Annotated in this window: 25 protein-coding genes; 16 read left to right on the forward strand and 9 right to left on the reverse strand. The window is 68.7% G+C overall.

The features are described from left to right. Positions 1-3: 3 nt before the first annotated feature. Both M8A51_RS24495 and M8A51_RS24500 read right to left on the reverse strand, forming a co-directional pair. Positions 4-933 carry a branched-chain amino acid ABC transporter permease gene (locus tag M8A51_RS24495; RefSeq protein ID WP_251781248.1) on the reverse strand — a complete coding sequence of 310 codons (930 nt, stop codon included), beginning with the start codon at positions 931-933 and terminating at the stop codon, positions 4-6. Positions 934-1,223: 290 nt separating this feature from the next. Then, a complete protein-coding gene (locus M8A51_RS24500) occupies positions 1,224-2,543 on the reverse strand; it encodes a replication-associated recombination protein A (protein ID WP_251781249.1) in 1,320 nt (439 codons plus the stop codon). 89 nt (positions 2,544-2,632) lie between these two features. Here M8A51_RS24500 and M8A51_RS24505 point away from each other — a divergent pair, with 89 nt between their 5' ends. From M8A51_RS24505 to M8A51_RS24520, 4 genes are all read left to right on the forward strand, one after another. Further along, positions 2,633-3,046: a DUF4398 domain-containing protein gene (locus M8A51_RS24505; RefSeq protein WP_251781250.1), complete on the forward strand. Its 414-nt coding sequence runs from the start codon at positions 2,633-2,635 to the stop codon at positions 3,044-3,046. A gap of 26 nt (positions 3,047-3,072) precedes the next feature. Beyond that, positions 3,073-3,966: an OmpA family protein gene (locus tag M8A51_RS24510; RefSeq protein ID WP_251781251.1), complete on the forward strand. Its 894-nt coding sequence runs from the start codon at positions 3,073-3,075 to the stop codon at positions 3,964-3,966. After that, a complete protein-coding gene (locus tag M8A51_RS24515) occupies positions 3,966-5,096 on the forward strand; it encodes an AI-2E family transporter (RefSeq protein WP_251781252.1) in 1,131 nt (376 codons plus the stop codon). The genes M8A51_RS24510 and M8A51_RS24515 overlap by 1 nt, the downstream gene beginning before the upstream one ends. A gap of 505 nt (positions 5,097-5,601) precedes the next feature. Next, positions 5,602-7,422: an ABC transporter ATP-binding protein gene (locus tag M8A51_RS24520; RefSeq protein WP_251781253.1), complete on the forward strand. Its 1,821-nt coding sequence runs from the start codon at positions 5,602-5,604 to the stop codon at positions 7,420-7,422. 12 nt (positions 7,423-7,434) lie between these two features. On the opposite strand, the gene M8A51_RS24525 is transcribed toward M8A51_RS24520, so the two are convergent. Beyond that, positions 7,435-7,836 carry a hypothetical protein gene (locus M8A51_RS24525; RefSeq protein ID WP_251781254.1) on the reverse strand — a complete coding sequence of 134 codons (402 nt, stop codon included), beginning with the start codon at positions 7,834-7,836 and terminating at the stop codon, positions 7,435-7,437. Positions 7,837-8,074: 238 nt separating this feature from the next. Here M8A51_RS24525 and M8A51_RS24530 point away from each other — a divergent pair, with 238 nt between their 5' ends. Beyond that, positions 8,075-8,794, forward strand: coding sequence for a hypothetical protein (locus tag M8A51_RS24530; protein WP_251781255.1), 720 nt, complete (start codon positions 8,075-8,077; stop codon positions 8,792-8,794). Positions 8,795-8,824: 30 nt separating this feature from the next. On the opposite strand, the gene M8A51_RS24535 is transcribed toward M8A51_RS24530, so the two are convergent. Together M8A51_RS24535 and M8A51_RS24540 are read right to left on the reverse strand one after the other, a co-directional pair. Next, positions 8,825-9,829 carry a UDP-glucuronic acid decarboxylase family protein gene (locus tag M8A51_RS24535; RefSeq protein ID WP_251781256.1) on the reverse strand — a complete coding sequence of 335 codons (1,005 nt, stop codon included), beginning with the start codon at positions 9,827-9,829 and terminating at the stop codon, positions 8,825-8,827. Between the two features lie 71 nt (positions 9,830-9,900). Continuing rightward, entirely contained in the window at positions 9,901-10,719 is an 819-nt protein-coding gene (locus tag M8A51_RS24540; protein WP_251781257.1) for a mechanosensitive ion channel family protein, read from the reverse strand. Positions 10,720-10,833: 114 nt separating this feature from the next. Between M8A51_RS24540 and M8A51_RS24545 the strand changes: the two genes are divergently transcribed. Continuing rightward, on the forward strand, positions 10,834-12,009 hold the full coding sequence (locus M8A51_RS24545; RefSeq protein ID WP_251781258.1) for a glycosyltransferase family 4 protein: 1,176 nt from the start codon (positions 10,834-10,836) through the stop codon (positions 12,007-12,009). After that, complete coding sequence (locus tag M8A51_RS24550; protein ID WP_251781259.1) at positions 11,966-12,547, forward strand: phosphatase PAP2 family protein; 582 nt, start codon at positions 11,966-11,968, stop codon at positions 12,545-12,547. Before M8A51_RS24545 ends, M8A51_RS24550 begins: the two co-directional genes overlap by 44 nt. Here M8A51_RS24550 and M8A51_RS24555 read toward each other — a convergent pair. Together M8A51_RS24555 and M8A51_RS24560 are read right to left on the reverse strand one after the other, a co-directional pair. Next, positions 12,475-13,332, reverse strand: coding sequence for a DUF2334 domain-containing protein (locus tag M8A51_RS24555; protein ID WP_251781260.1), 858 nt, complete (start codon positions 13,330-13,332; stop codon positions 12,475-12,477). The two genes, M8A51_RS24550 and M8A51_RS24555, sit on opposite strands and share 73 nt — an antisense overlap. Next, positions 13,332-14,477, reverse strand: a complete 1,146-nt coding sequence (locus M8A51_RS24560) for a glycosyltransferase (RefSeq protein WP_251781261.1) — start codon at positions 14,475-14,477, stop codon at positions 13,332-13,334. Before M8A51_RS24560 ends, M8A51_RS24555 begins: the two co-directional genes overlap by 1 nt. Positions 14,478-14,688: 211 nt before the next feature. Here M8A51_RS24560 and M8A51_RS24565 point away from each other — a divergent pair, with 211 nt between their 5' ends. The 4 genes from M8A51_RS24565 (at position 14,689) to M8A51_RS24580 (ending at position 18,496) form a co-directional block, all read left to right on the forward strand. Then, positions 14,689-15,153, forward strand: a complete 465-nt coding sequence (locus tag M8A51_RS24565) for a ferritin-like domain-containing protein (protein ID WP_251781262.1) — start codon at positions 14,689-14,691, stop codon at positions 15,151-15,153. 45 nt (positions 15,154-15,198) lie between these two features. Continuing rightward, positions 15,199-15,915, forward strand: a complete 717-nt coding sequence (locus M8A51_RS24570) for a DUF4142 domain-containing protein (protein ID WP_251781263.1) — start codon at positions 15,199-15,201, stop codon at positions 15,913-15,915. A gap of 7 nt (positions 15,916-15,922) precedes the next feature. Next, on the forward strand, positions 15,923-17,053 hold the full coding sequence (locus M8A51_RS24575; RefSeq protein ID WP_251781264.1) for a DNA topoisomerase IB: 1,131 nt from the start codon (positions 15,923-15,925) through the stop codon (positions 17,051-17,053). 171 nt (positions 17,054-17,224) lie between these two features. Then, complete coding sequence (locus M8A51_RS24580) at positions 17,225-18,496, forward strand: Glu/Leu/Phe/Val family dehydrogenase (RefSeq protein WP_251781265.1); 1,272 nt, start codon at positions 17,225-17,227, stop codon at positions 18,494-18,496. A gap of 160 nt (positions 18,497-18,656) precedes the next feature. On the opposite strand, the gene M8A51_RS24585 is transcribed toward M8A51_RS24580, so the two are convergent. Then, complete coding sequence (locus M8A51_RS24585) at positions 18,657-19,127, reverse strand: MarR family winged helix-turn-helix transcriptional regulator (RefSeq protein ID WP_251781266.1); 471 nt, start codon at positions 19,125-19,127, stop codon at positions 18,657-18,659. Here M8A51_RS24585 and M8A51_RS24590 point away from each other — a divergent pair. The 5 genes from M8A51_RS24590 to M8A51_RS24610 all read left to right on the forward strand — a co-directional run bounded on the left by M8A51_RS24590 (position 19,126) and on the right by M8A51_RS24610 (position 22,368). Next, complete coding sequence (locus M8A51_RS24590) at positions 19,126-19,911, forward strand: siderophore-interacting protein (RefSeq protein ID WP_251781267.1); 786 nt, start codon at positions 19,126-19,128, stop codon at positions 19,909-19,911. The genes M8A51_RS24585 and M8A51_RS24590 overlap by 2 nt on opposite strands. Before the next feature lie 86 nt (positions 19,912-19,997). Continuing rightward, a complete protein-coding gene (locus M8A51_RS24595; protein ID WP_251781268.1) occupies positions 19,998-20,222 on the forward strand; it encodes a DUF2798 domain-containing protein in 225 nt (74 codons plus the stop codon). A 19-nt stretch (positions 20,223-20,241) separates the two neighbouring features. After that, on the forward strand, positions 20,242-21,141 hold the full coding sequence (locus tag M8A51_RS24600; protein ID WP_251781269.1) for a LysR family transcriptional regulator: 900 nt from the start codon (positions 20,242-20,244) through the stop codon (positions 21,139-21,141). A 218-nt stretch (positions 21,142-21,359) separates the two neighbouring features. Further along, the gene (locus tag M8A51_RS24605; protein WP_251781293.1) at positions 21,360-22,100 is read left to right on the forward strand and encodes an SDR family oxidoreductase; all 741 of its coding nucleotides are present in this window, start codon (positions 21,360-21,362) and stop codon (positions 22,098-22,100) included. A gap of 49 nt (positions 22,101-22,149) precedes the next feature. Continuing rightward, the gene (locus tag M8A51_RS24610) at positions 22,150-22,368 is read left to right on the forward strand and encodes a tautomerase family protein (RefSeq protein WP_251781270.1); all 219 of its coding nucleotides are present in this window, start codon (positions 22,150-22,152) and stop codon (positions 22,366-22,368) included. A 157-nt stretch (positions 22,369-22,525) separates the two neighbouring features. Here the strand turns inward: M8A51_RS24610 and M8A51_RS24615 are convergent, their stop codons facing one another. Next, entirely contained in the window at positions 22,526-24,772 is a 2,247-nt protein-coding gene (locus tag M8A51_RS24615) for a fibronectin type III domain-containing protein (RefSeq protein WP_251781271.1), read from the reverse strand. Between the last annotated feature and the right edge of the window lie 444 nt (positions 24,773-25,216).

The raw sequence follows: 25,216 nt of genomic DNA on the forward strand, positions 1-25,216 counted from the left end.
CGGTCAGGCACGATCGGCGACGCGCTCGCCCAGCAGGCCGGAGGGACGCAACGTCAGCACGAGGATCAGCACGATGAAGGCGAAGATGTCGGCGTAGTGGCTGCCCAGCACGCCGCCGGTCAGATCGCCGAGATAGCCGGAACCGATGGCCTCGATCAGACCCAGCAGCACCCCGCCCAGCATGGCGCCGGTCAGGTTGCCGATGCCGCCGAACACCGCAGCGGTGAAGGCCTTCAGCCCCGGCAGGAAACCCATCGAGTGCTGCACGGTGCCGTAGTTGGCCGCCCACATGACGCCCGCCACGGCGGCGAGCGCGGCGCCGATGATGAAGGTCGCGGAGATCACCATGTCGGGCCGCACGCCCATCAGGCTGGCGACGCGCGGGTTCTCGGCGGTGGCACGCATCGCGCGGCCCAGCTTGGTCTTGTTGACCAGCCACAGCAGCCCGATCAGCAGCGTGGCGGTGGTCACCAGGATCAACACCTGGGTGACCGTGATCACTGCGCCGAACACCGGGATCACCTCGGTGGGCAGCAGCAGCGGATAGGGCTTGGGATTCGGCTTCCAGACGATCATCGCCAGCGTCTGCAGCAGGATGGACATGCCGATCGCGGTGATGAGCGGCGCCAGGCGCGGCGCGCTGCGCAGCGGCTTGTAGGCGACCTTCTCGATCGTGAAGTTGAGCGCCGCGCACACGACGATCGCGCACAGCAGCGAGATCAGCATCATCAGCCAGCCGGGCATCCCGGGGACGGTGTCCTGCAGGAACGTCACGACGGTCCAGCTGGTCAGCGCGCCCACCATCAGCACTTCGCCGTGCGCGAAGTTGATCAGGCTGATGATGCCGTAGACCATCGTGTAGCCCAGTGCCACCAGCGCATACATGCTGCCGAGCACCAGACCGTTGATGATCTGTTGGAGGAAGATGTCCATCAGTCGGTCTCCGAGGAAAAATAAACGTCGGGGCGGAGCAAAATCCGGGCCCGTGATCCGCCCTTGGGGGGCGGCTCGGCGCGCCGGTCGACTCTAGTCCCAAACAGCGAGCCGGCAACGAGGGTTGCTCCCGTTGCCGGCTCGAGCAGACCGACGAGGAGCTTCCCGGGGAAGCCCCGTAACCCCTCTTTCGACCCGCAAAGTGGCGCGGATTGTAGCCAAGCGGCGCGCGGTGAAAAGTTCGGGGTTTACCCTCCGTTAGCTGTCAATCCAACGACGATTCAGAAAGATCATCGTTTTTTGCGCGATTGCTCGTTCTTTTGACGCAACTCTTCGAGTTTTTCTCCGATGCGGATCTCCAGGCCCCGGGGTGCGGGGTCGTAGAAGCGCAGGTCGTCGGGGACGCCGTCGGGCAAGTAGCGCTCCCCGGCCGCGAATGCATCGTCCTCGTCGTGGGCGTAGCGATAGCCCTTCGAATAGCCGAGGTCCTTCATCAGCCGCGTCGGTGCGTTGCGCAGGTGCAGCGGCACGGGGCGGGTGCCGTCCTGCTTCACGAAGGCGCGCGCGGCCTTGTAGGCGTTGTAGACCGCGTTCGACTTCGGAGCGATGGCGAGATAGACCACCGCTTCGGCCAGCGCCAGCTCGCCCTCCGGCGAGCCGAGCCGCTCATACGTCTGCGCCGCGTCGAGCGTGAGCCGCAACGCGCGCGGATCGGCCAGCCCGATGTCCTCGCTGGCCATGCGCACCAGGCGGCGCGCGATGTAGCGTGCGTCGACGCCGCCGTCGAGCATGCGCACGAACCAGTACAGCGACGCGTCGGGGTCGGAGCCGCGCACCGCCTTGTGCAGGGCCGAGATGGTGTCGTAGAACTGCTCGCCTCCCTTGTCGTAGCGACGCAGCTGCTCGCCGAGCGAGCGCTCGAGCATGGCCTCGTCGATCTCCAGCAAGGCTTGCGGCCCGCTCATGCGCACGAGGTTCTCGTAGGTGTTGAGGAGGCGCCGTGCATCGCCATCGGCATAACCGATCAGCCGCGCGCGTGCGGCGTCGGTGAGCCCGGGCGAATGCAGCAGTTCCTGCGCACGCGCAAGCAGCGCCTGCATGTCCTCGTCGCCGAGCGCCTGCAGCACGTGGACCGTGGCACGCGACAGCAGCGCCGAGTTCACCTCGAACGACGGGTTTTCGGTGGTGGCGCCGATGAAGGTGAACAAGCCCGACTCGACGTGCGGCAGAAACGCGTCCTGCTGCGCCTTGTTGAAGCGGTGCACCTCGTCGACGAAAACAATGGTGCGCCGGCCCATGCTGCGCGCCACCTGCGCCTGCTCGACCGCGTCGCGAATGTCCTTCACGCCGCCCAGCACCGCCGAGATCTGGATGAACTGCGCATCGAAAGCATCGGCCATCAGCCGCGCCAGCGTGGTCTTGCCGACGCCGGGCGGACCCCACAGGATCATCGAATGCAGCTGCCCTGACTCGAAGGCCGCCCGCAACGGCTTGCCAGGCCCGAGCAGGTGCTGCTGGCCGATGACCTCGTCGAGCGTGCGTGGGCGCAGGCGTTCTGCGAGCGGAGCGTCGGAAGCAGGCGGTTCGGCAGCGGACAGCAGGTCGGGCATGCGCAGATTGTGGCAGGCGCGCCTGTGCCCTGCGGGAACAAAAGCTGCTGCTTGCCAGGTGTCGTCATTCATACGATGAAAGGCCCTTTATGACTTCCTTGAACCGACAGCGCCGCCACTCGGTCCCCATGCAGATCGGCGGCGCCATGACCGTGGTGCTGGGCCTTGCCCTGGGCGGCTGCGCCAGTAAGCCCGATGCACCCAAGTCCGAACTGGCGGTGAGCCAGGCCGCCATCGACAGCGCGACCACGGCGGGCGCCACCGAACATGCGCCGCTGGAACTGAACCAGGCGCGGCAGAAGCTGGACGCGGCCCGCACCGCCCTGCGTGCCGAGGAGCACGAGAAGGCCCGCCGTCTGGCCGAGCAGGCCGAAGTCGACGCGCGCGTTGCGGCCGCCAAGGCGAATGCCGAGAAGTCGCGCCGTGCCGTGACCGAAATCGAGCAGAGCATCCGCATGCTGCGCGAGGAAATGCAGCGTTCCGGCACACGCCCCGCCTCCTGACACCGCCCACAACGAAGGAGACCGACATGAAGCACACGCTCCGCCTCACTGCCGCTGCAGCCGTCGTTGCGCTGCTGGGCGCCTGCGCGAACACGCCATCGCAGCCGAACGCCGCACTCGAAGACGCGCGCAGGGTCTACGGCACGGTGAGCAACGACCCGACCGTCGCCCAGGGCGCGCCCGTCGAACTCGACCGTGCACGCAAGGCCTTGAACCGCGCCGACGAGGCATGGACCGACGACCAGGACGCCGCCGAGACCAACCACCTGGCCTACATCGCCAAGCAGCTCGCCGTGGTGGCTCGGGAAACCGGTGCGCAACGCGAGGCCGAAGCCCGCGTGCGGCAGGCCAGCGCCGAACGAGAAAGCGTGCGTGCCCAGGCCCGGACCACCGAGGCGCGGGTGGCGCAGTCGCAGGCGGCCGACGCCCAGGCTCGGGCGGCTGCGGCGCAGGCCGAGGCTCAGGTGGCCAGCCAGCAGGCACAGAACGAGGCACAGCGTGCGCAGCAGCTCGAGCAGGAACTGCAGCAACTGCAGGCGCGCAATACCGATCGCGGCATGGTGATCACGCTGCAGGATGTCCTGTTCGACGTCGGCGAAGCGACACTGAAGCCCGGTGCCGAGCGCACGCTGCGACGCGTCGCCGAAGTGCTCAACCGCCACCCCGAGCGTCGCCTGCTGATCGAGGGCTACACCGACAGCACCGGCAGCGAGTCCTACAACATGGAGTTGTCGCGCCGCCGAGCCGAGGCGGTCGAGCATGCGCTGATGCGCCACGGCGTACAGGGCCAGCGCATCGACATCCAGCCCCAGGGGGAGGCCTACCCGGTGGCCGACAACAACACCTCCGCCGGCCGGCAGATGAATCGCCGCGTCGAATTGCTGTTCTCCGACGAGCAGGGGCAGGTCGAGCCGCGTTGATGGGACCGCCTGCAGCGCTGCCCCCCCGCGGCGGCATCCCGCCGTGGGTCGGGCAGGCCCTGCTCGTGCTGGCCGTCGTGTTCCTGCTGCGCGCAGCCAAGGTGGTGCTGCTGCCGGTGGCGCTGGCGGTGGTGTTCACCTTCGTGCTCGCACCGCCGGTGCGGCGCCTGCGCAGCCTCGGCGTGCCGCCGGCGCTCGGTGCCGGCCTGGTGCTCGGCGCGCTGGTGGCCGCCCTCCTGCTGTTCGGCAGCACGCTGGTGACGCCCGCCGCGGCATGGTGGGAGCGTGCACCGTCGAATCTGCACCAGGTGATGGAGGCGCTGGAGCGACTGCGTGCCGCGCTGCCGGGCAGCAATGCTCGCGTCGATCCCAACCCGTCGCCGCTGGAAGCCCTGGCAGTGCGCGAGCAGTTGCGCAACGAAGGCATGGCGCTCACGCGGGTCGTGCTGGGCCAGTTCTGGTACTTCACCGTGTCTTCGGCAGCGACGGTGATCCTGCTGTTCTTCCTGCTGGCGACCGAATACCACCTGGTGTCGCGCGGCATCGAGGCGATCGCCCGTCCGCGTGCGCGCGCGCTGGTGCTGTCGGGCATACGCGAGGCGCAACGCGACATCGGCCGCTTCCTGACGACGATGACGCTGCTCAACATCGGGCTCGGCGTGGCAACCGGGTTGGCGCTGCAGGCGATCGGGCTGCCCAACCCCATCTTGTGGGGCACGCTGGCGGCCGTGCTCAACTTCATTTTCTACATCGGTCCGGTGGTGATGACGGTGCTGCTGCTGATGGCCGGCATCACCAGCTTCGTCGACGCGGGGCTGATGCTGGCGCCGGCGCTGGCCTTTCTCGCACTGAACGCACTCGAGAGCAATCTCGTCGGCCCGTGGCTGATGGGCCGGCGCCTGCGGCTGAATCCGGTGTTCGTGTTCCTGTCGGTGATGCTCTGGGGCTGGGTCTGGGGCATGGCCGGTGCGCTGATCGCGGTGCCGATGCTGCTGGCACTGCGCACCGTGTGCCGCCGCGTGCCGCGGATGAAGATCGTCTGCGCCTTCATCAACGAGGTCGATCCGACGCCGCTGCCGCTGGCCGCGCTGCTCGACGCGCCGGGCCGCGACCGGCGTCCTCGCGTTTAGGGCCTGTTCACACGACGGAGGGCTGATGCGTTGTTGTCCAAAAGGCCGTGAGCAAGGCGCAAAACGAAGCCGGCTGGGGCGTTGGGAAGCGCCCGTGCGCGATAGCTGTACAGCGCAGCAACGCCATTTGCCGCGCTACGCCTGGTTCGCTGCGCAGACCGGACGGCTGCGCGCGGCACCCGGCGAGGCTTTGCAACGCCGCGTACGGCCTTTTGGACAACCACCCGCAGGGAGCGGGCCTGCCAGGCGCAGCGCGTCGTTGGGCGCCTCGCCCAGATGCCCAGTCTGGGCAGCGTCGCCCGCCTCGCTCTGCGCCCTGGCAGGCTCGCTCGCACAGCCCTCCGTCGTGTGAACAGACCCTAGCTTTCCGGGTTTCGAGCAGCTTGTCACGAACAGCGGCGTGACATGTCAGGCACTTTCCTATGCCACGTGCAGCGACGCCCCGACTGTCGCCTGCGCGTCGCGGTCCCTACAGTGCATGCGTCATCTTCTGCTCCCCTCGTCCATGACCACCGCCGCTCCCGCCGAAGCCGCCGGCATCGCCACGCTGTACCGCCACGTCTGGCACCATGCTCAGGGCATGCGGTTGCGCTGGACCGGAGCGATGTCGCTGCTGGTCGGCTCGCAACTGCTGAAGCTGTGCGTGCCGTGGCTGGCCGCGCAGGCGATCAACACCATCCAGACCGGCGGCCAGGCCGGCCTCGCGCAGGCGGCCATATGGATCGCCGCGATCGTCGGCATCTACGTCGCCGTGTGGAGCATGCACGGGCCGGGGCGCGTGCTCGAACGCTCGGTGGGCGTGCAGGTGCGTCGCGGGATTTCCGGCGCGTTGTACGCCAAGCTGACACGCGTGCCCCTCGCATGGCACGACCGCCATCACTCGGGCGATGTGCAGCACCGGGTCGAGCAGGCGAGCCAGGCGCTGTACGACTTCACGCAGAACCAGTTCATCTACCTGCAGAACGCCGTCAACATCCTCGGCCCCCTGATCGCGCTGACGCTGCTGTCGGGCCGCACCGGTGCCATCGCAGCCGTCGGCTACGTGGTCGTCGGCCTCGTGATCGTGCGCTTCGACCTGGCGTTGATGCGGCTGGCTGCGCGCGAGAACCAGGCGAGCCGCCGCTACGCCGCAGGCCTGCTCGACTTTCTCGGCAACGTCTCGACGCTGATGAGCCTGCGTCTGCAACAGGCGTCCCAGCGGCTGCTCGACAAGCGCCTGGCCGCGGTGTTCGAGCCGCTCAAGCGCGCCATCGTGCTGAACGAATTGAAGTGGTGCGCCGTCGACCTGTTGACGGTCGTGCTGACCTGGGGCCTGGTGGTCGCGTTCGCGTGGCAGGCAGCCGGCGCCGGCGGCACGCTGCTGATCGGCAGCCTGTTCATGGTCTACCAGTACGCGCAGCAGGCCGGCGGTGTGGTCGGCTCGCTGGCAGCCAACTACCAGAACTTCGCCCGCATGCGTACCAACTTCGCCAGCGCCGACCCGATCTGGCAGGCCGAAGAGCATGGCACGGCCGGGCCGTCCATCGCCGCCGACTGGCAGACGCTGCGCCTGGCCGACATCGGTTTCAAGCATGCCGGCAGCGATGAGCAACGCGGCGGGCTGCAGCATCTGTCGCTGGAACTCGAGCGCGGGGCACGCATCGCACTGGTCGGTCCCAGCGGTGCCGGCAAAAGCACGCTGCTGCGTGTGCTGGCCGGCCTGTACGACGCCCAGCACGGGCACTACGAGGTCGACGGCGTGGCGCAACTCGGTCTGCGCCACCTCGGCGAGGTCGCGACGCTGATCCCGCAGGAGGCAGAAATTTTTGAAGCCACCGTGCGCGAGAACGTCGCCTTCGACCTGCAGGTCGACGACGCGGTCCTGCGCCAGGCGGTCGACGTGAGCGCCTTCGATGCAGTGCTCGAGCGGTTGCCGCAAGGCCTGGACACGCCCATCTCCGAACGTGGCTTCAACCTCTCCGGCGGTCAGCGGCAGCGCCTTGCGCTGGCGCGCGGCGTGCTCGCGGCGCGAGGCAGCTCGCTGATCCTGCTCGACGAGCCGACCAGCGCGCTCGACCCGCTGACCGAACTGCGCATCCATCAGCGCCTCGACGCAGCGTTCCCGCAGGCCACCATCGTCGCGTCCGTGCACCGCATGAGCCTGCTCGAACACTTCGACCGTGTCGTGCTGATGGTGGCCGGCCAGGTGCACGACAGCGGCACGGTCGCCGAACTGCTCGACCGCCAGCCGCTGTTTGCCGAGATGTACCGCGGCGCTGCCGCGGCCGACGCCGACGCATCCGAAGCGGCGCTGGGCGCTGCAAACGAGGCCGTCATCGCGGCCTGAGGGCCGAGAGGCTCAACGCGGCGTCGAGACGCCGGGATCGCGATCGCGCAGCGGCATGCCCGAGTCTTGCGGCGCCGGTGGCCGGCGCTCGCGCATGCTGCCCGCCGGGGCGATGGGGGCCGACTCGCGTCCAGGGCGGATTCCCCGCACGCAGTCGCTGCGGGCATCGCGCGGGCGATTGGTGCATTCGGACATCTCCGAACGCACGCGCGGGTCGCTGAAGTCCATGAAAGGATCGGCCTCCATCCGGGACTCCTCCGGGCCGCCCGCGTGGCGTACCGCATCAGGCTGCGTGACCGGCGGCGGCACCATGTCGGGTGCCGGCGTGCGGGGCATCGGTGCAGGCTGCATCTGGGCCAGCGCGGAGCCTGCTGCGAACCACAGCACGGCGTGCAGGATCGGGCGTGTCTTCATGATCATTCCTCTCAAGGAAACGCCGCGCCGCTCCAGGTTTCCGCCCTCGCGGGCCTGGCGCGAAGCGACAGATTCGAGGTGCTCGGCAGGGGCCGGCCGCCGCACCCTGTAGCCATGCCCGGCGTGGGCGCAGCCTGGACAACAAGGTGCAACCGGCGTGCCCCCGCAGTGCAGCAGAGACGGGAACACCTCTTGCTCGGATGTCCCCCAGCTGTCATCTCCGCGGCTCGTTCTGTCCATGCAACCGACCTACGGTCACGCCGTTTCCGCCCTCGTCAGCGATTTCTGCGAACGCACCATGCCCGGGCCGTGGGCCGAGCCGGTCAATGTCGTCAGCAGTCTCGCCTTCGTCGTCGGCGGCGCATGGCTGCTGCACGGCATCCTGCGCACGTCGCCCGGCATCGTCCCTGGTGGCCGCTGGTCGCTGCTGCTGCTGGCTGCGCTGTGCGCATCGATCGGGGTGGGCTCGATGGCGCTGCACCTGACCGCTTCGAGCTGGGGCGCGACGCTCGACATGCTGGCAATCCGCTGCTTCCTGCTGTGGGTCATCGCCTGCTTCCTGCGCTGGATGCTCGGCTGGAGCTGGCCGCGGGCGCTGCTCGGCATCCCCGCGTTCTATCTGCTCGCGCAGGCCTGGTTCGAACTGGCGCAGCAGGACGCGCTGTTCGGGCTGCACGCCTACCTGCCGGCGCTGTGGGCGCTGCTGGCCTGCACGGTGACACTGGGGATGCGTGGAGACCCTGCGTGGCGCAGCTTCGCGCTCGCTGCATTCGGACACGGCGCGAGCCTGGCGTTCCACCGACTCGACCGCGACCTGTGCGACTGGCTGCCGCTGGGCACGCACTTCCTGTGGCACCTGGTCAATGCAGCCCTGACGTACGGCCTGGCACGCTGCATCGTGCAGCGTGCATGTGCGCAGCCTTCGCAGCCGGCGGCTGCGCGCGCACCTGCCGCGTAGCCCTTTGCCGTGGCCCGCCCCGACGAAGGGCTACGCCGCCATCGATGCCGTGTTGCGGCTGACGTAAGCCGAGGGCACCGGGACCACCGGCGCAGCCAGGCCCAACCGGCGCCGAAAGTAATCCACCGTTTCGCTCAACCCGTCCTCCAGCGCCACTGCCGGCTGCCAGCCGCCCAGCAGTTGCTTCGCACGGCCGATGTCGGGGCAGCGCCGCTTGGGATCGTCGGCCGGCAGCGGCTTGTGCACGAGCCTGGAGTGGCTGCCGGTGAGGCGCAGCACCTGCTCGGCCAGCTCCAGCACCGTGCTCTCGCAGGGGTTGCCCAGGTTCAGCGGCCCTTCGACACCCGCATCCATCAAGCGAAGGATGCCTTCGATCAGGTCGTCCACGTAGCAGAAGCTGCGCGTCTGCTGGCCTTCTCCGTAGATCGTGATGTCCTCGCCGCGCAACGCCTGCACGATGAAGTTACTGACCACGCGCCCGTCGCCCGGCTGCATGCGGGGCCCGTAAGTGTTGAAGATGCGGGCGATGCGCACCGGCACGCCGTACTGGCGGTGGTAGGCGAAACACAGCGTCTCCGCGCAGCGTTTGCCCTCGTCATAGCAGGCCCGTGGCCCGAGGATGTTGACGTGGCCCCGGTAGCTCTCGACCTGTGGATGCACCTCGGGGTCGCCGTAGATCTCGCTCGTGGACGACTGGAACAGCCTCGCGCCGCAGCGCCGCGCCTGCTCCAGCATGTTGCGCACGCCGACCGCACTCGACAGGGTGGTATGCACGGGATCGCGCTGATAGTGCTCGGGGCTGGCCGGGCAGGCAAAGTTGAAGATGCCGTCGGCGTCCAGCGACATGGGGTCGATCACGTCGTGCACCGTCAGCGAGAAGCGGGGGTGCCTGCGCAAGTGCTCGACGTTCGACGGCGAGCCGGTGCAGAAGTTGTCCAGCACCCGGACGCGGTGACCCGCCTGCACCAGGCGGTCGCACAGGTGACTGCCGAGAAAGCCGGCACCACCGGCGACGATAACGTGTCGAGGACCCATGGCAGCTCGCAAGCAAGTGTGGTGTGGTGGAGGCCAGCAAGCGTCATGCCTTCAAGCCGCTTGAAACCGAATCACCCGTTGCGCACCTCGTGCATCTTCAACTTGTGGCTGATCGCATAATTCAGCTCACTTTGCAGTTGCTGGCGGGTGCAGCCCGCCGGCTGATACCACACCACCAGTTCGAAACCCAGCGCACCGCCCCCCAGCGACAGCAGCAGCACCGATGGCGGCGGCTCCAGCAGCACGCGATCGTTCGACGCCGCGGCCTCCAACAACAGGCTGCGCACCAGGTCGACATCCGTGCCCGCCACCACGTTGACCGGCACACGCAGACGCACGGCGCGTTCCAGGTACACCAGGTTGACGACGTTGTCCGTAATGAACCGCTGGTTCGGCAGCAGGATGGCGACGTTGTCGTTGGTGACCACCGTCGTACGACGGGCGCCGATCTCGTGGACCACTCCTTCGACGCCGGCCACCTCGATGCGGTCGCCGACCTTGATCGGGCGTTCGAACATCACGATCAACCCCGAGATGAAGTTGCTGAACACGTTCTGCAGCCCGAAGCCGACACCGACACCGAGCGCACCGGCGACGACGTTGAACGTGGTCAGGTTGATGCCGGCGTTCTGCAGGATCACCAGCACCCCGACGATCAGCACGACGTAGCGGACGATGGAACCGATGGCCTGACGGGTGCCGAGGTCCATCTGGAAGCGCAGCAGCACCCGCACGACCATCCAGTGACGCAGACGCGCGGCAACCCCGACGAGCAGCACCAGCGCCAACGCCAGCTTCAGCAGAGAACTCAGCGTGAACGCGGTCCCGCCGAACGAGAACAGCCGGACGTCAACACGCTGCAGCACGTCTCGCACAGAGTCCCAATCCATTGCAAAGGCTTGAAGCTGCGACCCCAGCAGCCCGAGCAGACACCGTGCCGCGGGCGTGTGGCGCACAAGGCGATACAGGACGGGCACATCGCTTGCCGCCTTCGTGGCTCATCAATGCAAAGGGTTTCTGCAGTGCGCATCGCCTACGTCACCGAGACCTATCCGCCGGAGATCAACGGCGTCGCCCTCACCGTGGAACGCGCCGTACGGCACCTGCGTGCGCGCGGCCACCAGGTCGACCTCGTTCGTCCGCGCCAGCCGGGCGAGAGCATGCGCTGCGACGACGCCGAGTGGCGCAGCTTCGGTCTGCCACTGCCGATGTACCGCGATCTGCGCTTCGGTCTGGCGTTCGCCCGCACGCTCAAGCGGCGCTGGACCGCGCGGCGCCCGCAGGTCGTACACGTCGCAACGCCGGGTCCGCTGGCGTGGGCCGCGGTGCGGGCTGCGCAGGCACTCGAGATCCCCCTCACGAGCGATTTCCGCACGAATTTCCATCAATACAGTCACTATTACGGTCTGGGTTGGTTCGAGCCGGTGGTGTGCGACTACCTACGGCGGCTGCACAACCGCTCGCACCGCACCTTCGTGCCGACGCGTTCGGTGCGCCGTGAGCTGAACCGCAAGGGCTTCGAGCGGCTCGCGGTGGTCGGCCGCGGCGTCGACGCGCTGCGCTTCTCGCCCGAGCATCGCAGCCGCAGCCTGCGCACCCAGTGGGGGGCCCGGCGCGAAACGCCGGTGGTGCTCTACGTCGGCCGGCTGGCGGCCGAGAAGAACGTGCCGCTTGCCCTGCGGGCCTTCGAAGCGATCCGCACGGCCCATCCCGAGGCACAGATGGTGGTGGTCGGAGACGGCCCGATGCGCCGGCGCTGGCAAGACGACCACCCCACGGTGCGCTTCGTCGGCCCGCTGCGCGGCGAGGCATTGGCTCAGCACTATGCCTCGGCCGATATCTTCCTGTTCCCCAGCCTGAGCGACACCTTCGGCAACGTCGTGCTGGAAGCGATGGCCAGTGGCCTCGCCGTGGTCGCCTACGACACCGGCGCCGCAGGCGAGCACATCGACGACTGCGAAAGCGGCCTGCTGCTGCCGCCGGGCGACGAGGCCGGTTTTATCGCCGCCGCCTGCTCGCTGGCGTTGCAACAGCCGCGGCTCGGCTGGATGCGCGCGGCCGCGCGCCAGGCCGCCCTGCAGGCGACCTGGGCGGCCGCGCTGGATCGTTTCGAGGCTCACCTGATGGATGCAGCGCATGCAATGGAAACATCGGACGCCCGGACCGCCTGCCCGGCTTGATGCAACGCCGCCCCTGCGCGCCGGCCGCGAGCCCTGGGCGGCGCTCGATCTGCTGTGGACACGGCGGCTGCACCGCGGCGCCGACTACCGGGTGCTGGTGCTGCTGCTCGCGGTGGTCAGCCGGCTCGGCAACGGCGTGCTGTGGTATGCCGGCATGGCCGTCCTGCCGCTGGTGGCCGGCCCGCGCGGCTGGGCCTGCTCGCTGCGCATGATGGCGCTGGGACTGCTGAACCTGACGCTCTACCTGCTGCTCAAGCGCTGGGCCTGCCGGCCCCGGCCCTACGTCGCGTGCCAGGACATCCATGCCTGCACCCGGGCGCTCGACCAGTTCAGCTTCCCGTCCGGCCACACGCTGCACGCGGTGGGCTTCTCGATCGTGCTGATCGAGTACTTTCCGGCCCTGGCTCTGGTGCTGGTGCCCTTCACGCTGTTGATCGCACTGTCGCGCGTGGTGCTGGGCCTGCACTACCCGAGCGACGTGCTCGCTGGTGCAGGGATCGGCGCGTTGATGGCCTTCGGCGTGCTCGCGCTGTTCTGAAGCGGCGCCTCACAGGCCTGCAGGTAGGCCATCGGCTCGGTCGGCGTGCTGAGACTTTCCTGCCACTCGCGCACGAAATCGGTCACCGTCTCGGCACGGCGGTATTGCAGTTGCTCGGCCAGCAGGCGCTGCCACGAGCGGCGCAGGTAGGCATGGTCGGCGTCGTGCGGATGCAGCTCGAAGCGCACCAGCACGCGCCGCTGCAGGCGCCGGCCGCGCATGGCGTTCCAGCACAGCGAGCCGAGGCGGCGCCACGCCGCCCGCGTCGAGTAGACGATGCTGGGCGCAAGCAAGGCCTGCCGCCGGGGCAGCGCGTAGATGCAGCGCAGCGTGCTGGTGTACTGCAGCGGCACCGCTTCCAGCGCCGTCCAGGCCTCGCGGCCCAGCAGCCAGGCCGGCGCGACGAAGCCGTGCAGCGGCCAGCCGTTGGCCTGGAACCAACGCACGCCGGCCACCAGCCGCTGCAGCGCGGCCTCGCGCGACAAGGCGGCAAACTCGGCTTCGCCGGCCGTGTAGACGCGCCGCTTCAGCAGGTCCAGCGGCCCATGCGGCCGGCCGTCGTCATGGTGGGTGTAGCCATGCAACGCGAGTTCGTCGCCACATTCATGGCGCTCGGTCAGCAAGGCATCGAACGCCAGGCTGCGTGGCGCGCCGTGATAGCGGGGCACTGCCAGCAGCGTCAGCGGCACCGGGGCCACCTCGCCGACCGCCTCGATCACGCGCCGGCAGGCCGCCCAAGTGGCCGGCGCCACATCGTGCAGCACGACGCACAACCTCGGGTCCATCACGCCGGCCCGGTCGACAACGGCAACGCCGGCGACAGCGCCTGCTCTGCACGGCGGCCGAGCAGACCCCGGTAGTGCCCCATCAGCTGGGGCAGCACGCAGTGCCAGTCGAACCGCTCGGCGCGCGCACGGGCGGCCTGCGCTATCGCGTGCCGGTCGCGTGCGAAGCACGCGTCGATCGCCTCGGCAAAACTGGACGCATCGCCACGCTCGACGCCGACCCCGACGCTGTCGTCCACCAGTTCGCCCAACCCCTGCACGGCACGCGCCACCAGCGGCAGCCCGCAGGCCATGGCCTCCAGCGCCGCCAGACCGAAGGTCTCCTGGTCGCCGGCGTGCACGAAGGCGTCTGCGCTGGCGAGCACGTGGGCGAGCCGCAGGCTGTCATGCTCGAAGCGGCGCACCATCACACGCGGCCCGGAAGGCGGCGTGGGCCCGGCTCCGAGCGCCAGCAGCACGTAAGGAGGGCCCAGTCGGGCGACCGCCTGACACAGCAGATCCAGCCGCTTCTCGGGCGCGAAGCGGCCCACGTAGACCAGCAGGCGCGCATGCGGAGGCAGCGCCAGCGAGGCGCGCCACACCGTGTCTTGGCGCTTCGGGTGGAACACCTGCGTGTCGACGCCGAGCGGCTGGCGTTCGACCGCGCGCACGCCGGTGTCCAGCAGGCACCGGCGCATCGCCTCGCTCGGCGCCAGCACGAGGTCGAAGCGGTCGTAGAGCTTTTTCACATAGCTGCGCACGAAACGCCGGGTCCACGGGCCGGCTGCACGGGCGGCCAGGGCCTCCAGGTTGGAATGGCAGAACGCCACGCTCGGCACGCCCAGCGATTGCGCCGCGTCGAGGACCGACCACGCCAGCCGATAAGGATCGCCGGCCTCGATGATGTCGGGGCCCAGGCGCCGCAGCGCCTCGGCGCAGGTGCGGCGCGAGAGCGGCACGCGGTATCCCTGCGAAAACGGCAGCGGCACACCCGGCAGCCGCACCATGCGCTCGCTGTCCGTCACCGGAGCACCGATGGTGTGGCGCCAGTCGGTGTGGCGTTGCAGCCAGAGGCGTTTGGCCTGGAGGTAGCGGCGCACGCCACCGCTCGTCGCGCTCCAGAACATCGTGACGTCGGCCAGATGCGGCCCGCGGCCGGTGCTCATCAGGAGGCCCTCCGGCTTGCAACACGATCGAACTGGTTGTGACGGAAGGATGACCCACCCGGCAGTCGTTTCATAGCAGATGCCCTCGCAGCGGAGTTGCGCGTCTCGGCCGCGCGCACTCGGTCTGACCACGCTGGCAAACGGCGTGCCCGTCGAGCGAGGCGCCGGGCACGCTACCTGCCGTATGTACCAGGCCTTCAAGGAAAGCCCGATGGACCCCGCTGCACCGATGCGCCAAGACCAGATCGTCACGTTGCTCAACGGTCTGCTCGAAACCTGCCGTGACGGCGAATTCGGCTTCAGCGCCTGCGCGCGACACGTCGGTTCGGCCGAATTGCGCGAGGTCTTCGCGATGCGCGCTGCCGACTGCCAGCGCGCCGCGCTCGAACTCGGGACCTACGTCGCCGAATACGGCGGCACCCCGGACAGCGGCGGCTCGGCCGCCGGCGCCCTGCACCGCGGCTGGGTGGAGGTGATCAGCGCGCTGCCCGGCGGCAACGACCACGCCATGCTGCAGGAATGTCAACGCGGCGAGGACGCCGCCTTCGAACGCTACCGCGACGCGCTCGGCCAGACGCTGCCCGAGGCGCTGCGCATCGTCATCGAAAGGCAGTTCGCCGGCGTGCAGCGCAACCGCGAGCAGATACAGGAACTGCGCGCGCGGTACCCGGGTTGAGCCGGACACGCCGTACCGGAGGCTGTACTTTTTTCAGGAGATCGCATGCCAGGCTTGAAAGCGACCGGCCTCGCCCTGCTGGCGGTCAGTGCCCTCGCCGTCAGCGGTTGCAACCGCGAGAACCCACCGTCGACGAATACCCAGGGCCCCCCCGACAGCGCGCCCCAGCCGGTGCCGACGCCGACCGGCACCACCGGCTCACAGCTCGACAACGCACCGGCCGGCAGCGCTGCCGCGCCCGCCTCCAGCGTTGCGGTCAGCACCAGCGCAGCGAACCCCAGCGACCTGACGCTGGCCGACCAGAATTTCCTGACCGGTGCCGCGACGGCCGGGCTGCTGGAAGTGGCCGCGGCCCGCGCTGCGGCCCAGAAGGCCACGCATGCCGGCGTCAAGGCCTACGCCGGCATGCTGCTGAAGGACCATACCGCGACAAACGCCGAGCTGAGGGCGCTCGCCGCGAAGAAGCAACTGGACCTGCCGGCCGAGATCGGGGCCGGCCAGGCGCCCACGCTCGCAGCCCTGACGAACGCCTCCGGCGCCGCTTTCGACCGCATGTTCGTACAGACCGTCGTCAGCGCGCACCGCAGCGACATTGCACTGTTCGAGCAGGCCGCGCGCGACGCCCGGGATGCCGATGTCCGTGCCTTCGCCGGCAAGGCGCTGCCGAAGCTGCGCGAACATCTCTCGGCAGCGCTCAAGCTGCCCGGCGCAAGCGAGGTCGGCACCAACGCGCCGGCCGGCAGCGAGCGCAAAGGCCCTTGAAGCGACCATGGGTGCCCTCATCGTTGCGGCGCGGCCCGCCGCCCAGCCTCCCCGCAGCGCCGGCGCTGCCACGCTGCGCGTCTCGGTGCGCCGCGCCGGCAAGGCGCTGGCCCGGGCCTTGGCGCCCGAGTCGCCGCAACCACTGGTCTACGTCAGCGACGCAATGCCCGGCCTGACGCGCGTGCGCCGCGGCAAGGGTCACGCCTATCTCGATGCCGAAGGCCGCCCCGTACGCGACCGCCGCGAGTTGCAGCGCATCCGCCGCCTGGCCATCCCGCCTGCCTATACCGATGTATGGATCTGCCCGCTGCCGAACGGACACCTGCAGGCCACCGGCCGCGATGCGCGCGGCCGCAAGCAATACCGCTACCACCCGGACTGGCAGGCGCAGCGCGACGCCGACAAGTTCGACCGCATGCTCGACTTCGGCAGGGCACTGCCGCGCATCCGGGCCCGCATGCGGCGCGATCTCGACACGCCGGGGCTGTCGCGCGAGAAAGTCGTCGCCGCCGTGGTGTACCTGCTCGACACCACTTTCATACGCGTCGGCAACGACGAATACGCGCGCACCAACGGCTCCTACGGCCTGACCACGCTGCGGAACCGGCACGCCGAGATCCGCGGCGCGACCCTGAAGTTGAAGTTCAAGGGCAAGAGCGGCGTCGCGCACGAAGTGGAGGTCAGCGACCGCCGCATCGCCGCCGTCGTGCGGCGCTGCCAGGACCTTCCAGGTCAGGAACTGTTCCAGTATGTCGGCGACGACGGCGAGGCGCGCTGCATCGGCTCGGCCGACGTGAACGACTATCTGCGCGCCGCGGCCGATGCCGATTTCACTGCCAAGGACTTTCGTACCTGGCATGCCAGCGTACAGGCACTGGAGCGGCTGGCAGCGCTGAACGCGCCGACCCTGGGCGAGGCGCGCCGGCTCATCAAGCAGGCGCTGACCGAGGTCTCGGCGAGCCTGGGCAACACCGTGACGGTGTGTCGCAAGTCCTACGTGCACCCGCGAGTGCTGAGCTGCTTCAGCGACGGTACGCTGGCCGCCGCCCTCGAACGCGAGTCCGAGCCAGCCGGCGCCAAGGTGCCGACCGGCCTGCGGGCGGCCGAACGCAGGTTGATGCTTTTCCTGCAGGTGTGACGGTTGTGCGGCCCTGGCGGCGAATTTTCCGCGGGCGGGTTGCGACGCGATAACAATCGATATGCACAAGATGCATAGTTTCTGTGGCGCTTCGAGCCTACAGTTCGGGTCACGACACCGTGCTGCTCAAGGCAGCCGGTGTCCACGTATGACCACCGAAAGGAAACGAGCGTGAGCAGTCTGTCCTACGTGTCCCCGACTTCCGACAGTCCGTGGGGCACCTATCTCTCCCAAGTCGATCGCGTGATTCCCTATCTCGGCCCGCTGGCCCGCTGGGCCGAAACGCTGAAGCGCCCGAAGCGCGCGCTGATCGTCGACATCCCGATCGAGATGGACGACGGCACGGTGCGCCATTACGAAGGTTTCCGCGTGCAGCACAACCTGTCGCGCGGGCCGGGCAAGGGCGGCGTGCGCTACCACCCTGCCGTGACGCTCGAAGAGGTGATGGCCCTGTCGGCCTGGATGACGGTCAAGAACGCCGCCGTCAACCTGCCCTACGGCGGCGCCAAGGGGGGCATCCGCGTCGACCCCAAGCAGCTGTCGATGAAGGAGCTGGAAAAGATCACCCGCCGCTACACCAGTGAGATCGGCCTGATCATCGGCCCGCAGCAGGACATCCCCGCGCCCGACGTGAACACCAACGCGCAGATCATGGCGTGGATGATGGACACGTACTCGATGAACGTGGGTGCCACGGCCACCGGCGTCGTCACCGGCAAGCCGGTGCACCTGGGCGGCTCGCTCGGCCGCGTCAAGGCCACCGGCCGCGGCGTGTTCGTCACCGGTCGTGAAGCGGCCCGCCGCATCGGCCTGAACCTCGACGGCGCCCGCATCGCGGTGCAGGGCTTCGGCAACGTCGGCAGCGCGGCGGCCGAACTCTTCGCGGGAGCCGGCGCCAAGATCGTCGCCGTGCAGGACCACACCGGCACCATCGTCAACCGCAACGGCCTCGAGATGGGCTCGTTGATGGAGACCTTGCGCCGCGACGGCGGCGTCGGCAACTTCACCGGCGCCGACCGCACCGACACCGAATCGTTCTGGGACGTCGACTGCGACATCCTGATCCCCGCCGCGCTCGAAGGCGTGTTGACCGCCGAGCGCGCCAACCGCACCAAGGCCAAGCTGGTGCTCGAAGGCGCCAACGGCCCGACGCTGCCGACGGCCGACGATGTGCTGCACGACCGTGGCGTGCTCGTCGTGCCCGACGTGATCTGCAACGCCGGCGGCGTGACGGTCAGCTACTTCGAGTGGGTGCAGGACTTCTCCAGCTTCTTCTGGAGCGAAGACGAGATCAACGTGCGCCTCGACAAGATCATGGTCGACGCGCTGAAGAAGATCTGGGACACGGCCGAGCGCCACAAGATCTCGCTGCGCACCGCGACGTTCGCGGTCGCCTGCGAGCGCATCCTGATGGCACGCCAGGAGCGCGGCCTGTACCCCTGAGCCGCGGCAAAACGCCCTTCGCTTGAAAAAGGCTCCCGGCGCCGGCGCGCCGGGAGCCTTTTTCTTGGGTCGCCCGCACACGCTGCGCGCATTGGCGACAGGTGTTTGCTGAGGGCGTCAGGCGGCCCCGCAAGCGCGCTCGGCCGCGGGTGCGCCCGCGTCAGCCCACCTTCTCCAGGTTGGCTCGCACCTGCTCGAGCAGTGCCGCCAGCTGCTGCCGCTCGGCGGCACTGAGCCCCTGCACCGCGGCGTCTGCCAACAGCCGACGCTGCTTCAGCATCGATTGCTGCTGCTTCAACGCCTCATCGGTCAGGAAAAACCGGGTCACCCGGCGATCGACTTCGTCGCTTTCGGCGCGCAGCCAGCCATGTTCGCGCAACCCCCCCACCAGCCGCCCCAGCTGACCCTTGTCGCGACCCGAGTGCTCGGTGAGCTCGCGCAAGGAGCTGCCGGGGTGGTGCGCGAAATAGAAGAGCACGCGCGTCTCGAGCGGGGTCAGGCCTTCCTGGCCGCCTCGCAACGCCTGCAGCTGGCGCGAACGCACCAGGTGCGCCACGGCTTGCACCGCGTCCAGCAAGGTGCCCGGGTCGGCAGCAACCTTACCGTTGACATTGTCAACTGATTTCCGCATGATTGTAGATATTGTCAACTATATCGCGTTCAGCGCCTGCCTCATGAACCACACCGCCCCCGTGCGCCGCGTCCAGCGCGTGCGCTTCGAGCCACGCCGCCGGACGGCCTACGTGGCCCGTACCGACCCCGTCGGCGCCAGCTTCATCCGTGTGAGCTTCACCGGCGACGACCTGCACGACTTCCAGTCGCTGTCGTTCGACGACCATGTGAAAGTGGGAGTGCCCGGCGCCGACGGCCAGATGGTACTTCGCGACTTCACGCCGCGCTCCTTCGACGCGACCGGGCGTGAACTCACCATCGAATTCGCGCTGCATGCGCAGGGGCCGGCAAGCGACTGGGCGCGCCGGGCCCGCCCCGGCGACGCGCTGATGATCGCCGGCCCGCGGGGCTCGTTCATCGTCCCGCAGGACCCCGCCTGGCACCTGCTGGCCGGCGATGCTTCGGCGTTGCCGGCCATGGCCCGCCGGCTGGAGGAGTTGCCGCCGGGTACGCAGGCCGTGGTGCTCGTGCAGGTGCCCGATGTCTCGGACCGACGTGCACTGCAGACCGCCGCGAACGTCGGCGTGCAATGGGTCGCGTCCGGCGCCGAGTGGATAGACGCGCTGCGTGCGCTGCACCTGCCATCCGGCGAGGGCTACGCCTGGTGCGCGGGTGAGGCCAGCCTGATGAAGCTGGCGCGCGGCGTGTTGATCGACCAGCACCGCCACCCTCGCGAGGCGCTGCGCGTCGCCGCGTACTGGAAGGACGGTGTCTCGGCCTTCCACGAGAAGCTGGACGACTGATGCGGTGCCCGGCCGCCCTGTGCCCGACCGCGCTTCGGATGTAGCGCTCGACGGTGACCCACCCCATTCCTGCAAGGACCACTTTCATGATCCCCGCCAAGTTCGCCCCCGCCCTGTTCGCTTTTCTGCTGTCCGGGACGATGTCGCTCCTCGTATCGGGCATCGCCACCGTGCGCAACGCCGGCACCGTCGAAGGCGTTGCCGGGCCCTGGATGGCCGCGTGGCTGCCCTCCTGGCTGATCGCATTTCCGGTCGTCCTGGTCGTCGCGCCCGCGGTGCGGCGGGTCGTCAACGTGCTCGTCAGGGCGTGAATCACTGCGGGACTCACGCGTGTCGACTCCGGACCTGAACCTGCTGGTCACGCTCAACGTGCTGCTGTCGGAAGGCAGCGTCGCAGCCGCGGCCCGCCGCCTGCGTCTCAGCCCTTCGGCCATGAGCCGCGCACTCGCGCGCCTGCGTGCGACGACGGGCGACCCCCTGCTGGTGCGGGCCGGCCGCGCGCTGGTGCCGACGCCTCGTGCGCTGGAGTTGCGCGAGCGCGTGCGCCTGCTCGTCGACGAGGCCGAAGCAGCGTTGCGCCCGGCAACAAGACCTGACCTCGGGCAGCTGGCCCGCACGTTCACCGTGCGGGCCAGCGAAGGCTACGCAGAAACCTTCGGCCCGGGCCTGATCGCCCGCCTGGCCGGCGAGGCGCCGCGCGTGCAACTGCGGTTCGTCACGAAAACCGACAAGGAGGGCCGGCTGCTGCGCGAGGGCGCGGTCGATCTCGAGATCGGTGTCGTCGCAGGCACCGAGAGCCCCGAGCTGCGCGTGCAGGCGCTGTTCCCGGACCGCTTCGTCGGCGTCGTGCGCGCGGGGCATCCGCTGTGCAAGCGGGACGTCACGCCGCAGGCTTATGCCGCCGCGATGCATGTGGCCACTGAGCGGCGCGGTGGCCGCCGCGGGCCGGTCGACACCGCGCTGCGCGCGCTCGGCCTCGAGCTGCGGGTCGCGACCACCGTCGGGGGCTTCGCGACCGCCCTGGCGCTCGCACGCGGCACCGACCTGGTCGCGACGGTGCCCGAACGGCACACCCATGCGCTGCGCACCGGCCTGCACAGCTTTGCGCTGCCCTTCGCGACGCACGATGTCACGGTCTCGATGCTGTGGCATCCACGGCTGCACGCGGACCCGGCGCATCGCTGGCTGCGGCAGTGTGTTCGAGACGTCTGCACCGTGGGACTCGGTTGAGTGCCAGCGCCCAGCCTGCATCGCCGAGATCGACGGTTGGGCGGATACAGCGCGGCGAGCGCTTGTCCGGGCTCGCGGCTTCGTTCGCCGGCCACCCGCCGCCGACATTCGATTGTTGGTCTGTGTTGGATTGTGTTGCCGGCTCTGCCCTCTTTATCCCGATCCGCTCAACCGGAAGAATCGTTTCCATCGAGATTTTTCTCACCAAGGAGTTCGACATGGACAAGGGTTCCCAGCCAGCCGCCATCGTGACCGGGGCGTCCGGCGGCATCGGCCGCGCCATCGCGCTGCGGCTGGCCCAGGACGGCTTCGCGGTCGCCGTCCACTACGCCGGCCAGCCGGCCAGCGCCAACGAGACCGTGCGGGCGATCGAGGCCGCGGGCGGGCGGGCCGTTGCGCTTCAGGCCGATGTGGCCGACGCCTCGTCGGTCGGGCGCTTGTTCGCCAGCGCCGAGGCGGCCTTCGGCCGACTGGACGTGGTGGTCCACAGTGCCGGCGTCATGCCCATGGCGCGGATCGACGAAGGCAACGTCGATGCCTTCGATCGCGCCGTCGCGGTCAACCTGCGCGGCACCTTCCTGGTGATGGCGCAGGCGTCGCAGCGCCTGTCGGCCGGCGGCCGCATCATCGCCCTCTCGTCGAGCGTGATCGCCAAATCCTTGCCCGGCTACGGCCCCTACATCGCCAGCAAGGCCGGCGTCGAAGGCCTGGTGCGTGTGCTCGCGAATGAGCTGCGCGGCCGCGGCATCACCGTCAATGCCGTGGCGCCGGGACCGGTCGAGACCGAACTGTTCCTCAAGGGCAAGTCGGACGATCTGATCGATCAGATCGCCAAGCAGGCCCCGCTGGAACGTCTCGGCCAGCCGCGCGACATCGCCTCGGCCGTGTCGTTCCTGGCCGGCCCCGACGGTGCGTGGATCAACGCGCAGGTGATGCGTGTCAACGGCGGCTTCGCCTGAGGCCACTTGCATCGACCCGCCCCCTTCAGAAACCAACCCAGGAAACACCATGCCATTTGCCAACTTCAAGTTCCCCGAAGGAACCGTGGACCACGCCCGCAAGGAAGAGATCATCCATCGCACCACCGCGATGTTCGTGGAGTACTTCGGTGAGGGCGTGCGCCCCTATTCGATGGTGCTCATCGACGAGGTCGCCGACGGCGGCTGGGGCCGCGCCGACGAGACGCTGACCCTGGCGAAGATGGGGCTGCAGCCGCAAGCAAAGTAGGCCCGGCCACTCGCCGGCTGTCCACAAGAAGGGCTCGGGAAGTTCGCTCGAGAGCAAGCCCCGGCATGTGCCGGGGCCTCGGGAAGCTGAGCCTGTATCGACCCGGCTCATGCGCTCATGCCGGGAGCCCCGGGTCGAGGCTGCTCCGCGGTTTCGCTCACAGAGGCGCGCAACTCTGCTTGTCGGTCCACATCGTGCCGCAGCGGTACAGGGGGATCGACGTGGCGTAGCCGTAGCGCGTGCCCAGGGTGATGTATCCCGCGTAGCCGACGCGGCCGGCCGTGTAGTGCGTGTACACCGGGGCGGTGACGGTCTCGGAGGGCGTCTGGCCGTCGGTGCCGGTGGTCCGGCTCACCTGGTTGGAATCGGCGCTTTCGGTGCCGTCGCTCTTCTGGGCACGGACGACGAAGTAATAGGTTGCGCCCGCGCTCAGCCCGGACACCGTGAAGGACGTGCCGCCGACGAGGCTGGCGTTGGCACGCGTCCAGGGGCCGTTAGCCGCCGCTGCGCGGTAGACGTTGTAGCCGGAGACGCCGGACACGCCGGTCCACGTCAGCGACACCGAGTTCGACGTCGAGCTGGTCACCGCCAGATGGCTGGGCACGCCGTCGGGCACGGGGTCGCCGCCGCCCTCTTCATGGGCCAGGATGAAGTCACGCACCTTGGCCTGCGCCTGTGGGTTGGTGATGAGGGTGTAGTGGTCCAGGCCCTGGAAAAGCGCGTTTTCATCGGCACCCGTCAGCATCGCTGTGTCGGTGGGAGAGGCGTTCGTGTCGGCCGTCCCGCGCAGGGTCAGGTACTTGACGGTCGGGCTGCCCGGCACTTCGGTCCCGGCGTTGAGTTCGACCATGAACGGGGTGAGAGGGATCGGGCCCCACTGCGCGCACGATCTCCACAGGTACTGGCATTCCATGTACCGGGAGATGCCGTGGTGCGGGCCGGCGATGCTGATGAACTGCGAGACTTTCTGGGTGCCTCCGAGGTTCTTGATGTAGTAGCGCCCCGAGACGGCGGACGACGAGAACCCGACGAGGACGATCTTCGACGCTCCGGTGGTCCGCAGAACCTCGTCGACCTTCGCACTCATCTCGCGCGCCGTGGCCGGCACATCGCCCTGGAAGTTCGAACTGTCCTTCCAGAGGAACATCCGGCTGGCCTTCCAGCCCTGGCTTTGCAGATAGTCCTTCAGCGGCGCGATCTTGCTCAAGTCGCCCGAGGCACCGGTCATGAAGACGATGGGGTCGTGCTCGGCCGGTGTCGACGGCACGCCGATCGAGAACCGCGCCAGCTGGCACACCGGGGACGTTCTGCCGGCGTTGTCCGTTGCCGTCACGGTGCCGGTATAGGCGCCGTCGGACAAGGTGTAGGACTTGCTGAAGTTCGCCCCGGCAACGGAGGCCACGTCGTCGACCCCCGTCGGTCCGCTCAACTGCACGCGGTAGCTCACCACCGGTCCGTTGCTCTCGTCGGCCGATGCCTTCACGGTCGCGCTCGTGCCCGACACCGTCGCCGAGCAGGAGGTCACGGTCGGTCCCGTCGTGGTCTTCTCCCACTTCAGGATGAAGTCGCGCATCTTCGTCAACGCCGCTGCGTCGGTGATGACGGTGGAGTGGTTCAGTCCATTGAACAGGACGTTTTCGTCCGCGCCGGCCAAGACCGCGGTGTCCACGGGTGTGGCGTTGAAGTCCATGGACCCCCGGATGGTGAGGTACCGGACGTTCGGCCAACCCGGCACTTCGGTGCCGGCGTTCAGCGCTTGAAGCCACGGCGTATTGGGGATAGGGCCCCACTGGGTGCGGCACGCGACATTGCTTTGCGTGCACGCCTGCCAGATCGAGATGCCGTGATGCGGCCCGGCGAAAGAAACGAAGATCGAGACCTTCTGGTCGCCGCCGTAGTTCTTGATGTAGTTGCGGGTCGCAATGGTGCCGGCAGACCAGGCAGCGATCACGACTTTTCGAGCACCGGTCTGCTGAAGCACCTGGTCGACCTTGGCCTTGATCGCTTGCGCCGAGGCCTCCATGTCGACGTTCATCTGGCCGGAATCGGTCCAGGGATACACCCGATTGGCGTCCCAGCCGTGGCTGACCAGGTGGTCCCGCATCGGGTACATGTTCGCGGGCGTGCCTGTCATGCCGGGGATGAGGATGATCGGGTTATGCGCTGCTTGCGCCGACGCAGGCGCCATCAGCGTCAGCGCCGTGATACTTATCGCGGCAAGCAGGCCTGCCAATGACCTGTGTCCTGTCAGATCGAGCAACCATCGAAAGGGGTTCATTGATGTCTCCAAGGAGGCCGGTGTCGAAGCGGTTCGCGCCGCGCACCGTGGTTGGTATGTGTCTGCGGGATGGAATCGATCGGCGTCATCGCGACCTGCCGGACAGTGACGGCTGGCGGCCTTCATCGAGCGCGGCCGCGGCTTGCGATCCGGATGGGAGGTCGTCCTCGTCCCCGCCCCCACCGCACCCTGCCAGCGTCGACGCGAGCAGAATGGATGCGAGCACGTTCAAGGTCAGCCTCCGCGCAAGAACGTGTTTCATGAAGATCTCCTACGGCTGTGTCACGGTGGGCCTCGGTGTGTCACGCGGTGCCCCGGCCGGCGTGGCGCGCACCGTCAGAACGGGGCCTGCGCCAGGCTCTTCCCGAGCTGCTCGACCGTCGAGGTCATGGTATGCAGGGGGATGGCGGCCGGCTTGATCGAAGGAGCGCAATCTCTTGATCGATGGCGTGCCCTCAGCATGCAGTTGCGTCCACCGGCACACGTTGCCGCGAAGGCGCTCCAGCGCGGTTCGCGTGACGCGATGAAGCGGAAGCTTCCTGGCTCCGCCCATCCATCCCGCCATCGGAG

The sequence above is a fragment of the Caldimonas mangrovi genome (assembly GCF_023721835.1).
In the GTDB taxonomy this organism is placed as follows: Bacteria; Pseudomonadota; Gammaproteobacteria; order Burkholderiales; family Burkholderiaceae_C; genus Caldimonas; species Caldimonas mangrovi.